Origin of the sequence: Mesorhizobium sp. C089B, assembly GCF_030323125.1 — a bacterium.
Classification (GTDB): Bacteria; Pseudomonadota; Alphaproteobacteria; order Rhizobiales; family Rhizobiaceae; genus Mesorhizobium.
Map to the genome: position 1 here is coordinate 4,907,573 of NZ_CP100469.1, position 12,921 is coordinate 4,920,493.

General features: G+C 64.0%; 8 protein-coding genes and 1 pseudogene. 6 read left to right on the top strand and 3 right to left on the bottom strand.

Going from position 1 to position 12,921, the window contains the following annotated elements; genetic code table 11:
* The first annotated feature begins 181 nt into the window (after positions 1–181).
* Positions 182–1,072: an SGNH/GDSL hydrolase family protein gene (locus tag NLY44_RS24335; protein WP_023736891.1), complete on the top strand. Its 891-nt coding sequence runs from the start codon at positions 182–184 to the stop codon at positions 1,070–1,072.
* Positions 1,073–1,094: 22 nt separating this feature from the next.
* On the opposite strand, the gene NLY44_RS24340 is transcribed toward NLY44_RS24335, so the two are convergent.
* Complete coding sequence (locus NLY44_RS24340; RefSeq protein ID WP_023806232.1) at positions 1,095–2,777, bottom strand: hydantoinase B/oxoprolinase family protein; 1,683 nt, start codon at positions 2,775–2,777, stop codon at positions 1,095–1,097.
* Position 2,778: 1 nt separating this feature from the next.
* Entirely contained in the window at positions 2,779–4,863 is a 2,085-nt protein-coding gene (locus NLY44_RS24345; protein ID WP_286455532.1) for a hydantoinase/oxoprolinase family protein, read from the bottom strand.
* 221 nt (positions 4,864–5,084) lie between these two features.
* Here NLY44_RS24345 and NLY44_RS24350 point away from each other — a divergent pair.
* From NLY44_RS24350 to NLY44_RS24370, 5 genes and pseudogenes are all read left to right on the top strand, one after another.
* A pseudogene (locus NLY44_RS24350) lies at positions 5,085–5,911 on the top strand (ferredoxin--NADP reductase).
* A 217-nt stretch (positions 5,912–6,128) separates the two neighbouring features.
* Positions 6,129–7,178, top strand: coding sequence for a deoxyribose-phosphate aldolase (gene deoC, locus NLY44_RS24355; RefSeq protein WP_023806231.1), 1,050 nt, complete (start codon positions 6,129–6,131; stop codon positions 7,176–7,178).
* Between the two features lie 225 nt (positions 7,179–7,403).
* Positions 7,404–9,776, top strand: coding sequence for an aldehyde dehydrogenase family protein (locus tag NLY44_RS24360; protein WP_023806230.1), 2,373 nt, complete (start codon positions 7,404–7,406; stop codon positions 9,774–9,776).
* Positions 9,777–10,067: 291 nt separating this feature from the next.
* Entirely contained in the window at positions 10,068–10,799 is a 732-nt protein-coding gene (locus NLY44_RS24365; protein WP_023695912.1) for an SDR family oxidoreductase, read from the top strand.
* 146 nt (positions 10,800–10,945) lie between these two features.
* Positions 10,946–11,791, top strand: coding sequence for a fumarylacetoacetate hydrolase family protein (locus tag NLY44_RS24370; protein WP_023693126.1), 846 nt, complete (start codon positions 10,946–10,948; stop codon positions 11,789–11,791).
* 81 nt (positions 11,792–11,872) lie between these two features.
* On the opposite strand, the gene NLY44_RS24375 is transcribed toward NLY44_RS24370, so the two are convergent.
* Positions 11,873–12,892, bottom strand: a complete 1,020-nt coding sequence (locus NLY44_RS24375) for an LLM class flavin-dependent oxidoreductase (protein ID WP_023806229.1) — start codon at positions 12,890–12,892, stop codon at positions 11,873–11,875.
* Positions 12,893–12,921 lie beyond the last annotated feature (29 nt).

A 12,921-nucleotide genomic window follows, 5' to 3' on the forward strand; every position in this document is an offset into this window, starting at 1 on the left:
AAGGATAGAAGTCTATGGTCTTTTGCAGACTCCACGGAGACGGAAACGACATGCTCTGCGGCGATCACGGCGCGGCAAGCCGTCCTTCCCCAGGAATCTTACTGTGATCTAAATTACAGACCGATCATGGACATCGGCGCATGCTCAGCCGGACATAGGCGGTCATGGGAGGGACCTGGGGATGGACCAGCAGGAATTCGTGCAGGAAGCCGCGCAACGGCGCATCGACGACGACATCGCCAAGCGCATCAGGGTTCACCAAGCCAACATCGAGCGGCTCGAAACCGCAAGGGAAAGCGCCGGCAATCTCGAGGCGGCCGTCGCCAACCGGCCGCTGGTGATGCTGGCGCAGGGCGATTCCTGGTTCGACTATCCGCTCACCGGTAACGGCTTTCCGTTCGTCGACACCGACGTGATCGCGCAGCTGCGACGCATCGGCTCGATGCCGCCGACCATCCTCAACCTTGCCCATCATGGCGATGCGGCGACCGACGAGATGTCGCTGCCCAAGCAGCAGCGCATGATCGCCGCCCTGCGCAACAAGGCCAACTGGCTGGACGGCAAGCCCGATGCCATCCTGTTCTCTGCCGGTGGCAACGACATTGCCGGCGACCAGTTCTGCATCTTCCTCGACTTCAATGACGGCCACGCCCCCGGGCTGAACAAGAACCGCTTCACCAAGGCGCTCGGCATGGTCGAGGCCTGCTATCTCGATTTGTTCGCGCTGCGCGACCGCGTCGCGCCAGGCGTGCCGATCTTTGGCCATTGCTATGATTTTCCGATCCCGAACGGAGCGCATCCGTCCTGTGTCGGCCCGTGGCTGAAACCGTCGCTCGATTTCTGCAACTGGACGGTCGCCAAGGGCACGGTCATCGTTCACGACGCGCTGGCGGCGTTCCGCGATGTGGTGAAGCGCCTGGCTGACGATCCCAACAACAATTTCCATCTGGTCGACACGCAGGGAACGTTGAAGGTGGCCGACTGGGCCAACGAACTGCATCCCGATCCCGCCGGCTTCAAGAAGATCGCGCAGAAATTCGCCGATGCGCTGAAGGCCAAGCTGCAGAGCTGACGCGGCTCGGGCCTGTCGGCTGTCAGGTTCCGAACAGCTCTTTGGCTTGTTCATCGGTGTAGTAACCAAGCCTGATGTCTTCGGCGACCAGTTTCGGGTCGCGCTCACGCGGATCGCCATAGCCGCCACCGCCCGGTGTGCCGACGCGCACGCGGTCGCCGGCCTTGAGCGCGATGTCCTGCTCCTTGGATAGATGCGGCGGCACATGTGCCTCGCCGTCGCGGAACACGGTCACCGTGTTCACCGCGCCGTCCTTGCCGCCGAGCGCGCCTTGCGGGCCGAAACGGCCATGGTCCATGACGAAGGACGCGCGCGCTTCGCCTCGCAAGATCTCGACCTCATAGGCGAGGCCGAAGCCGCCGCGCTGCTTGCCGGCGCCGCCCGAGCCTTCGCGCAAGGCATAGTGGCGGTAGAGCACAGGAAACGCCTGCTCCATGATCTCGACCGGCGGTGATTTGGAAATGCCGATGGTCGAGCAGCCATTGGTCAGGCCGTCATGGCCGGAATTGCCGCCATAGCCGCCGCCGGAGATCTGATACATCACATAGTCGCGGCCGCGCGCCGGATCGTTGCCGCCCAGCGCGAAATTGCCGCTGGAGCCGGCGGGCGCGGCCGTTACCTTTTCCGGCAGCGCCTGCACCATCGCCGCGAACACCGCCTCGGCGATGCGCTGCGAGACTTCAGCCGCACAGCCGGAGACGGGACGCGGGTATTTGGCGTCGAGGAACGTGCCTTCCGGCCGCTTGACGATCAGGGGCTCGAAAGCGCCGGCGCTGATCGGCACATCAGGGAAAATATGGCGCATGGCGAGATAGACCGACGACAATGTCGTCGCCAGCACGCTGTTCATCGGCCCCGCGCATGGTTTTGACGAGCCGGTAAAATCGAAGGTCAGCGTGTCGCCCTGCTTCTCGACCGCGAGCGCGATGGTCAGCGGTTCGTTGACCACACCGTCCGAGTCGACAAAGGCCTTCGAACTGTATGTGCCGTCGGGAATGGCGGAGATGTTGGCGCGCATCTGCTCGGCGGCGCGGCGACGCAGTTCGGCGATCGCCCCGACGACAGTTTCGTCGCCGTAACGATCGAGGATTCCATTGAGCCGGTCCTGACCGATCAGCAGTGCTGCGGCCTGCGCTCTTATATCGCCGATGCGCTGGTCGGCGACGCGGATGTTGGAGCAGATGATGGCGTAGATTTCGGTGTCGAGCACGCCCTTCTTGAACAGCTTGACCGGCGGCAGCCGCAGGCCTTCCTGCTCGACGGCTGTGGCGGAGGCGGAGAAGCCGCCCGGCACCGAGCCACCGATATCGGGCCAGTGGCCGGTATTCGATAGCCAGCAAAATATCTTGCCGTCGCGGTAGGCCGGCATGGCGAAGCGCACGTCCATGAGATGTGTGCCGCCGAGATAAGGATCGTTGACGATATAGATGTCGCCCGGCTCAGGCGGCAGGCAGCGGCCGTTGGCGATCATCTCGATCACAGTCCTGGTCGAATACTGCATGACGCCGACGAACACCGGCAGGCCCTGGCTGCCTTGTGCGATCAACGAGCCGTCGACGGCGGAGTAGATGCCGTCGGAGCGGTCATTTGCTTCGGCGATGACAGGCGAGAAGGCAGCGCGGGAGAAAGTAAGATCCATCTCGTCGCAGACCTGCTGCAAGGCTGCCTGCAGGACCGAAAGCGTGATGGCGTCGAGCTTTTGCATCTCAGGCCTCGCCGATATCGATGATGATGTTGCCGTCGGCGTCCGATCTTGCGCGGTCGCCGGGTTCGAGCACGGTGGTGGCGTCCATCTGTTCGAGGATCGCCGGCCCTTCGATGATGGCATCGGGCGGCAACTTTTCGCGTGCGTATATCGGCGTATCGTGCCAGCGCCCTGCGTACCAGACAGGCCTTGTTTCGCGCAGCGCCTCGTCTAGCGTCTTTGTACGTCCGGCCGGGTCGATCAGCCGTGACAGGTCGATCGCCGGCCGCACGCCCGTCACCGACGTGTTGAGGTTGACCAGATTGGCGCGGATCTCCGGCAACTCGACCTTGAAGCGGGCGAAATAGGCTTTTTCGAACAGCGCCTGCAACTCTTGCCTTGTCACCGATGAGGACGGCAACGGCACGTTGATGATGTGGGTTTGGCCGACAAACTGCATGTCGGCAGAGTGCGTAACGCGGATCGTTTCCGGCTTCACCGCTTCCTTGCCGATCAGTTCCTCGCCTTCCCCGCGGTGACGTTCCAGCACCTCGCGAAGCCTGGCTTCATCGAGCACGGCGACCGGCTGGTTGATGGTGTTGACGAAGTCATGGCGCAGATCGGCCACGACGCAGCCGAGCGCATTGGTGATGCCCGGACGCGCCGGCACCAGCACACGGGGCAGGCCGAGTTCGCGCGCCAGCGCGGAGGCATGCAGCGGCCCGGCGCCACCGAAGGCGAACAGCGCGAAATCGCGCGGATCATGGCCGCGCGACACCGAGACCATGCGGATGGCGCCGGCCATTTTCATGTTGCCGAGGCGCAGCACCGCGCCCGCCGCCTCGACGCCGGAGAGGCCGGCGGCCTTGCCTATTCTGTCTTCGAAGATGCCGGTGACGCGCTCGACGGTGACCGGATTTTCGACCGCCAGCAGCTTCTTCGGCGCCAGCCGCCCGAGCACCAGATTGGCGTCGGTGATGGTCGGCTCCAGGCCGCCGCGGCCGTAGCAGATCGGGCCGGGATTGGCGCCGGCACTTTCCGGGCCGATCTGGATCAGCCCGGCGGCATCGACCCGGGCGATGGAGCCGCCGCCGGCACCGACCGTATGCACCGCCACCATCGGCACATGGATCGGCATCGCATATTCGATCTCGATCTCGTTCGAGACGGCGGGCTCCGCATTCCGGATCAGCGCCACGTCGGTCGAGGTGCCGCCCATGTCGTAGGTGACGAGGTTTTCAAAGCCGGCGCGCTTGCCCGTATAGGCGGCGGCGATGACGCCGGAGGCCGGGCCGGACATCACGGTCTTGGCCGATTCGCGGGTGACGAAACGGGCCGAGATCATGCCGCCATTGCCGTTCATGATCAGGAAGTCGCGGGCATAGCCCTTGGCAGCCAATTCCTTGCGCAGCCGCTCGACATAACGCTCGAGGATCGGCTGCACCGAGGCGTTGACCGCGGCGGTCACCCCGCGCTCGAATTCGCGGGCTTCCGACAGCAGCGCATGGCCAGTCGTGATGTAGCCGTTCGGCCAAAGCTCGGCGGCGATTTCGGCCGCGCGCCGCTCATGCGAAGGGTTGGCGTAGGAATGCAGGAAATGGATGACCAGGGACTCGCAGCCGGCCCCGATCAGCGTCTTCACGGCGTCGCGCATCTCGGCCTCGTCGAGCGGCGTGCGCACCGCGCCCGACGCCTCGACGCGCTCCGACACTTCGAGCCGGAGATCGCGCGGGATGATCGGAACGAAGCTTCCGGTCATGCCGTAGGGCTGCGGCCGTGTGCGGCGGCCAAGCTCGATCACGTCGCGAAAACCGCGCGTGGTGATCATGCCGGTTTTCGCCAGCCGGCGTTCCAGAACCGCATTGGTGGTGGTGGTCGTGCCATGCACGATGAGGTCGATGCCGTCTATGGCAAAGCCGGTGGCGCCGAGCGCTGAAACCACGCCGAAAGCCTGGTTGTCGACGGTGGTGGGCGTCTTGGCGATATGCACCTTTCCGCCATCTTTGCCGTCGATCAAAATGAGGTCGGTGAAGGTTCCGCCGACATCTATGCCGGCAACGACGTGACCCAGGGAATCCGGTTGTTGCACCGAAAAATTCTCTTTCATTGTCGAAATCCGAAATGGCGGAACTACGAATATGCCGCAGTTTGGAAAGCTGTTTTAGCGTGGTATCTTGACACAAATATCGTTTGTATACTAATAAATTTGGGACACAAGAGCTCACTGCTTTGGAGTGTGTGAACGGCACGCCGGGACCTGAAGGGTCTGGGCGCGCAGGAAACGGTTTGGCGCCCGCGTAGTGGCTTGGGCAAGACAGAGTTGGATCGATGAACACCACATCCGCACTCAACACCGCCGGCGCCCGTCCGCTGCAGTTCCCGATTCCGGCCAATGTCTATGCCGAAACCGTCGTCTCGGTGAAGCATTACACCGACCGCCTGTTCTCGTTCCGCATCACCCGCCCGCAGTCGTTGCGCTTCCGCTCCGGCGAGTTCGTCATGATCGGTCTGCCCAATGCCGAAAAGCCGGTGTACCGCGCCTATTCGGTCGCCAGCCCGGCCTGGGACGAGGAGCTGGAATTCTTCTCGATCAAGGTGCCGGATGGTCCGCTGACCTCCGAACTGCAGAAGATCCAGGTCGGCGACACCGTCATCATGCGCCAGAAGTCGACCGGCACGCTGGTTGTCGACGCGCTGACCCCGGCAAAGCGCCTGTTCATGATCTCGACCGGCACCGGCATTGCGCCCTTCGCCAGCCTTCTGCGCGACCCCGATACCTACGAAAATTCGATCAGGTCATCCTGACCCACACCTGCCGCGACAATGCCGAACTGACCTATGGCCAGGAACTGGTGGCCGCGCTCGAGAACGATCCCCTGATCGGCGAACTGACCGGCGGCCGCGTCACCCTCTACAATTCGACGACCCGCGAAGAATCGGCGCGCATGGGCCGCATCACGGCGCTGATCGGCTCGGGCAAGTTCTACGCCGACCTCGGCATCGAGAAGCTCAATCCGGAGACGGACCGCATCATGATCTGCGGCTCGATGCATATGCTGAAGGACGTCAAGGAAATGGCCGAAAGCCTCGGCTTCCATGAGGGCTCGCTCAGCCATCCCTCGACCTTCGTCGTCGAGCGCGCTTTCGTCGGCTGACATCAGCAGGCGCCTCGGCGCCTGCTTCTCGATTGGAATTTTGACCATGCGGTCAGATTCAGCTGCTTTCGCCGCCTTTTTCCGCTATGACCGCTTGAAGGACTCGTGAAGCGATGCTTCACGGGCTATCTTCGGTGTGCGTCGCCTAAAGCCGCCGTGCGGTCCGGGAGCAACGACACGCACCACGACGTAAAATCGTCGAGCGAAAGGGCAGGAGATGAGCAGCACAATCCGCGAAGCCGATCTCGGCGGATCCAAGGTCACGCCGCTGCCGGCGCGTGCCGCAGCCAACACGCCCGTTCCGCAATCGCATGGCATCGCCCGCAACACCGGCATGCGGCTCGATCTCGGCTTCATGGAATCGGTGCGCTCGGTCAATCGCTCGGCGCTGGAGCGCCGCGTCGCCAGCCTGACCAAGCGTCGTTCGATCAAGGCCGACAACCAGGCGGCATGGCTGCTGCGCGCCGTCTCCTGCATGGATTTGACGACGCTGAATTCCAACGACACCGAAGAGCGCGTCCGCCGCCTGTGCGCCAAGGCGATCAACCCGTTCCGCCGCGACATCGTCGAGGGGCTTGGCATCGAGGGCGAAAAAATCCGCCCGGCGGCGGTCTGCGTCTATCATCCATTCGTCGCGACGGCTGTTGATGCCGTGCGCGGCACCGGCATCCATGTCGCCGCCGTCTCCACCGCTTTCCCGCACGGCCTTGCGCCGCTGTCGACCCGCCTGCAGGAGATCGAGGCATCGGTGCGCGACGGCGCGGACGAGATCGACGTCGTCATCCCGCGCGGCCTGGTCTTCGGCGCCAAGTGGCAGGAGCTCTACAACGAGATCGTCTCGATGCGCGAAGCCTGCGGCGATGCGCATCTCAAGGTCATTCTCGGCACCGGCGACCTCGCCACGCTGCGCAATGTCATGCTGGCCTCGATGGTGGCGATGATGGCCGGCGCCGATTTCATCAAGACCTCGACCGGCAAGGAAAGCGTCAACGCCACGCTGCCCGTCGGCCTTGCCATGGTGCGCGCCATCCGAGCCTATTTCGAGGAGACCGGTTTTCTCATCGGCTTCAAGCCGGCCGGCGGCATCTCTACAGCCAAGGCTTCGCTCGACTGGCTGGTGCTGATTAAGGAGGAGCTCGGCCGGCCATGGCTGGAGCCAGACCTGTTCCGCTTCGGCGCCTCGAGCCTCCTCACCGATATCGAGCGCCAGCTCGAGCATCATCTGACCGGGCATTATTCGGCCAATCACCGCCACGCAATGGCGTGAGGCGGATGAAGGCCTTGAACGTCGTGTTCCTTCGCGCCTCCCTCTGTCCTGCCGGACATCTCCCCACTTGGGGGGAGATTGGCTAACGTCGGCGATTTCGCCAATTGTCGACGTTTCAGAGCCGACAGGCGCGAAGGCTAATCTCCCTCCTTGTGGGGGAGATGTCCGGCAGGACAGAGGGGGGCGCCACAGAGCGCCTGCCAAGACGATTATCTGGAGCGCGTCATGAACATTCTCGAACGCTATCACGCCATGGAATACGGCCCGGCGCCGGAAGCCCGCACCGAGGCCGATGCCTGGCTTGCCGGACGCGATTTCGGCAAGGCGCTGTTCATCGACGGCGGCTGGAAGGCAGCAGGCGGCGGCAAGACCTTCGAGACCAGCGAACCCTCATCCGGCAAGCTGCTGGCCAAGATCTCCGATGCCGGCGCCGCCGATATCGACGCAGCCGTCGCCGCAGCCACCAGGGCGTTGCCGAAATGGTCGGCATCCTCGGGCTACCAGCGCGCAAAAGTGCTTTACGCCATTGGCCGCGCGATGCAGCGTCATCAGCGCCTGTTCGCAGTGCTTGAGTCAATCGACAACGGCAAGCCGATCCGCGAAAGCCGCGACATCGACGTGCCGCTGGCCATCCGCCATTTCATCCATCATGCCGGCTGGGCGCAGGCGCTGGACAAGGATTTCCCAGGCCACAAGGGTGTCGGCGTCGTCGGCCAGATCATCCCATGGAATTTCCCGCTGCTGATGCTGGCCTGGAAGATTGCGCCGGCGCTCGCCGCCGGCTGCACGGTGGTGCTGAAGCCGGCCGAGTTCACGCCGCTCACCGCCATCCTGTTTGCCGAGATCTGCGAGCGTGCCGGCGTGCCCAAGGGCGTCGTCAACATCGTCCAGGGCGGGCCGGAAGCGGGCGTCGCCATCGTCAACCATCCCGGCATCCAGAAGATCGCCTTCACCGGCTCTTCGGAGGTCGGCAAGATCATCAGGAAAGCCACGGCTGGATCGGGCAAGAAGCTGTCATTGGAGCTTGGCGGCAAATCGGCCTTCATCGTCTTCGAGGACGCCGATCTCGACAGCGCCGTCGAAGGACTGGTCGACGGCATCTGGTTCAACCAGGGCCAGGTCTGCTGCGCAGGCTCGCGGCTTCTGGTGCAGGAAGGCATTGCCGACGCGTTGATCGCAAAGGTCAAGGTCAGGATGAGCCGGCTTCGCGTCGGCAGCCCGCTCGACAAGAACACCGATATCGGACCGCTGGTCGACGCCACACAGCTCGACCGCGTCAAGGGCCTGGTCGCAGAAGGCGCCAGACAGGGCGCCGTCTGCTGGCAGCCCGACGCGGTGCTGCCGTCTTCCGGCTACTACCACCTGCCGACGCTCGCCACCGGTGTTTCGCCGGCAAATATATTGGCGCAGGAAGAGGTGTTCGGCCCGGTTCTGGCCACCATGACCTTCCGCAACACCGAGGAAGCGGTCGAACTCGCCAACAACACGCGCTATGGGCTGGCCGCCTCGGTGTGGAGCGAAAACATCAACCTCACGCTGCATGTCGCGCCGCAGCTGAAGGCCGGCGTCGTCTGGGTCAACGGCACCAACATGTTCGACGCCGCCTGCGGCTTCGGCGGCTATCGCGAAAGCGGCTTTGGCCGCGAGGGCGGGCGCGAGGGCATGTTCGAGTATCTCTCGGCAAAGCTGCCGCTCGGCCCGGTGATCAAGCCGACGGCGGCTTCGGCGCAGCCGGTCGAGCAATCGGATGGCGGCGCCATCGATCGTACCGCAAAGCTGTTCATCGGCGGCAAGCAGGTGCGGCCCGACGGCAATTATTCGCTGGCGATAGCCACTGCCAAGGGCAAGCTCGCCGGCGAAGTCGGTCTCGGCAGCCGCAAGGACATCCGCGACGCCGTTGCCGCCGCCCGCGCCTGCAAGGCCTGGCCGGAGGCGACCGCCTACAATCGCTCCCAGGTGCTATATTATCTCGCCGAAAATCTGTCCGGCCGTGCCGGCGAGTTTACCGCACGCTTGACCGAACTGACCGGCGCCAACGCCAAGGCCGCGCGGGAGGAAGTGGAACAATCGATCGAGCGCCTGTTCCTCTATGCCGGCCTTGCCGACAAGTATGAGGGCAGGGTGCATCAGCCACCGGCCCGCGCCGTCACGCTCGCTTTGCACGAGCCGGTCGGCGTCGTCGGCATCGTCGCCCCGGACAGCGCGCCGCTGCTCGGCTTGATCTCCCTGATCGCACCTGCGCTTGCCATGGGCAACACGGTGGTGGCCGTGCCGTCGGAAAAATACCCGCTGCTCGCCACCGATCTCTACCAGGTGATCGAATATTCCGACGTTCCGGCAGGCGCCATCAACATCGTCACCGGCCGCACGGCGGAGCTTGCCGGCGTGCTGGCCAAGCATGACGATGTCGACGGGCTCTGGCTGTTTGCCGATGCCGACACTTGCGCCAAAGCGGAGGCCGATTCCATCGGCAATCTCAAGCGCGTCTGGACCGGCAACGGCCGCAGCCTCGACTGGGCGTCCGACGAGGCCGCCGGCGATGCCCTGCTGCGCCGCGCCGTCGAAGTGAAGAACGTCTGGGTGCCATACGGCGACTAATGCCGCCGAAGCGCGCTGTGCTTGAGTGAACCATGGCAGCGTGACTCGTTGTCCGGTTGTCATACATGTTGTTGCATCAGAGCAAGCGATGTGCATTACATCAGCCGTCGCGAAGGTGATCGCGTTCGGGCTTGACGCTTGGACATGTGTTCTTTAACCAGAAAAACATTTGTTATTTAAGGACTGATGGATTGTGCAGGCCGCATAGTCGCGCCTGTCTGGCACAGGACGCCCCAGTCAGCCGGCAGTAAATCGGGCCGAGCAGTGGCCAAAGAGGGCGAGGAGAAACGCATGGCGGATCTAGCAGGCAAGGTCGTTGTCGTCACCGCGGCGGCACAAGGCATCGGCAGAGCGAGCGCATTGGCCTTCGCCAAGGCAGGTGCCATCGTGCACGCCACCGACATCAACGAGGCGCTGCTGGCCGAACTCGCCAAGACCTCCGGCATCAAGACCCGCAAGCTCGACGTTCTCAACGACGATGCGGTGGCATCCGGCTTCGCCGAAATCGGCCGCGTCGACGTGCTGTTCAACTGCGCCGGCTTCGTCCATTCCGGGTCCATCCTCGAGATGAAGGATGCCGATCTCGACTTCGCCTTCAACCTCAATGTCCGCGCCATGATCCGCACCATTCGGGCGGTACTGCCCGGCATGCTGGAGCGCGGCGATGGCTCGATCATCAACATGTCGTCCGTCGCCGGCGCCGGCAAGGGCGTGCCCAACCGCTTCGCCTATGGCGTCTCCAAGGCGGCCGTGATCGGTCTCACCAAGGCGGTTGCCGCGGACTATGTCGCCAAGGGCATTCGCTGCAACGCCATCTGCCCCGGCACCGTCGAGAGCCCGTCGCTGCAGGACCGCATGCATGCGCAGGGCGATTACGAGGCGGCCCGCGCGGCCTTCATTGCCCGCCAGCCGATGGGCCGTCTCGGCACGCCCGAGGAAATCGCCGACCTTGCCGTCTACCTCGCCGGCGCCACGTACACCTCAGGCCAGGCCTATAATATCGACGGCGGCTGGTCGATCTGAGCAATAGCCTCGATCCGCAGGTCCAGGCTCGAACAGTTCTAAAGTCCGGCTTGCCCCAGGTCGGGTCCGATAGCCAGAGTCCGCCCAGTCATCGCTTGGCGGAGCGAGTTTTGAAAACGGCCTTGGGCCGCAATTTGGAGAGCAAGATGAAACTGCTGCGCTATGGCGAGATAGGGAGCGAACGCCCCGGCCTGCTCGATGCGGATGGAACGATCCGCGATCTTTCGGGTCATGTCACCGACATTGCTGGCAAGGCGCTCGATCCGGCGTCGCTCGAGACATTGTCGAAGCTCGATCCGAACTCGCTGCCGGCGGTTTCCGGCAAGCCGCGCCTCGGCGCCTGCGTCGCCGGCACGGGCAAGTTCATCTGCATCGGCCTGAATTATTCCGACCATGCCGCCGAAACCGGCGCCACCGTGCCGCCGGAGCCGATCATCTTCATGAAGGCGAGCTCGGCCATTGTCGGCCCCGACGATGATGTGCTGATCCCGCGCGGCTCGGAAAAGACCGACTGGGAGGTTGAACTCGCCGTGGTCATCGGCAGAAAAGCCAAATATGTCAGCGAGGCCGATGCGCTGGATTATGTCGCCGGCTATGCCGTTGCCCATGACGTGTCCGAGCGCGCCTTCCAGGCCGAGCGCCAGGGCCAGTGGACCAAGGGCAAGAGCTGCGACACGTTTGGTCCGACCGGGCCGTGGCTTGTCACCAAGGACGAGGTTGCCGATCCGCAGAACCTCAAAATGTGGCTGACGGTCAACGGCAAGACGATGCAGAACGGCTCGACCAGGACCATGGTCTACGGCGTCGCCTATCTCGTTTCCTATCTCAGCCAGTTCATGTCGCTCCACCCCGGCGACATCATCTCCACCGGCACGCCACCCGGCGTTGGGCTGGGCATGAAGCCGCCGGTGTTCTTGAAGGCTGGCGATGTGGTGGAACTGGGCATCGAGGGGCTCGGCCAGCAGAAGCAGACCTTCAAGGCGGATGCCTAGCCGCCTCTTCCCTTAGAGCGTTTCACCGTTTGCCGGCGAAACGGTCTATCTCTTTGTTTGCCCGGCGGCTGGCGCCTCTTGTCAGCGCCAGCCGAGAGCTGGCGCGACGTGCTTCAGGATCGCCTCGATGACGTGGGCGTTGTACTCGACGCCGAGCTGGTTGGGGACGGTCAGAAGCAGCGTGTCGGCCTCGGCGATCGCTTCATCCTCTTTCAGCTGCTTGACCAGCACATCGGGCTCGGCGGCATAGGAGCGGCCGAAGACGGCAAGCTTCTCAGGCTCGATATAGCCGAAATGATCTTCGCTGCTGCCGCCGCCGAAATAAGCGCGGTCGCGGTCGTTCACCAGCGCAAAGATGCTGCGGCTGACCGACACGCGCGGCTCGCGTGTATGGCCGGCTTCCTTCCACGCCGCACGATAAGCGCGGATCTGTTCGGCCTGCTGGATGTGGAGCGGCTGGCCGCCCTCATCGAACTTCAGCGTCGAACTTTGCAGGTTCATGCCGAGCTTGCCCGCCCATTCGGCGGTGGCGTTGGTAGCGGCGCCCCACCAGATCCGGTCGCGTAGGCCGGCCGAGAACGGCTCGAGCCGCAGCATTCCCGGAGGATTGGGGAACATCGGCCGCGGATTGGGTTGCGCGAAACCTTCGCCGCGCAGCACGTCCAGAAACACCTCGGCATGGTTGCGCGCCATGTCGGCATCGCTTTTGCCGTCCTGCGGCACGTAGCCGAAGTAGCGCCAGCCGTCGATCACCTGCTCCGGCGAACCGCGGCTGATGCCAAGCTGCAGCCGGCCACCGGCGATCAGGTCGGCAGCACCCGCATCCTCGGCCATATACAGCGGATTCTCATAGCGCATGTCGATGACGGCGGTGCCGATCTCGATGCGGCTGGTGCGGGCGCCGACCGCGGCCAGAAGCGGAAACGGCGAAGCGAGCTGGCGGGCAAAATGATGGACGCGGAAATAGGCGCCGTCCGCGCCCAGCTCCTCGGCGGCGACGGCCAGGTCGATCGACTGCAGCAGCGCGTCGGACGCCGAGCGCGTCTGCGATTGCAACGAGGGCGACCAATGGCCGAAGGAAAGAAAGCCGATCTTCTTCATGCGCGTATCCTGTTCTTTGATTGCAGTTG

What these genes read in the sequence shown, in the direction of transcription:
- deoC (WP_023806231.1), top strand. Translation starts at nt 6,129, where the DNA reads ATGAGCAGCACAATCCGCGAAGCCGATCTCGGCGGATCCAAGGTCACG.
- NLY44_RS24345 (WP_286455532.1), bottom strand. Translation starts at nt 4,863, where the DNA reads ATGAAAGAGAATTTTTCGGTGCAACAACCGGATTCCCTGGGTCACGTC.
- NLY44_RS24335 (WP_023736891.1), top strand. Translation starts at nt 182, where the DNA reads ATGGACCAGCAGGAATTCGTGCAGGAAGCCGCGCAACGGCGCATCGAC.
- NLY44_RS24370 (WP_023693126.1), top strand. Translation starts at nt 10,946, where the DNA reads ATGAAACTGCTGCGCTATGGCGAGATAGGGAGCGAACGCCCCGGCCTG.
- NLY44_RS24365 (WP_023695912.1), top strand. Translation starts at nt 10,068, where the DNA reads ATGGCGGATCTAGCAGGCAAGGTCGTTGTCGTCACCGCGGCGGCACAA.
- NLY44_RS24375 (WP_023806229.1), bottom strand. Translation starts at nt 12,892, where the DNA reads ATGAAGAAGATCGGCTTTCTTTCCTTCGGCCATTGGTCGCCCTCGTTG.
- NLY44_RS24360 (WP_023806230.1), top strand. Translation starts at nt 7,404, where the DNA reads ATGAACATTCTCGAACGCTATCACGCCATGGAATACGGCCCGGCGCCG.
- NLY44_RS24340 (WP_023806232.1), bottom strand. Translation starts at nt 2,777, where the DNA reads ATGCAAAAGCTCGACGCCATCACGCTTTCGGTCCTGCAGGCAGCCTTG.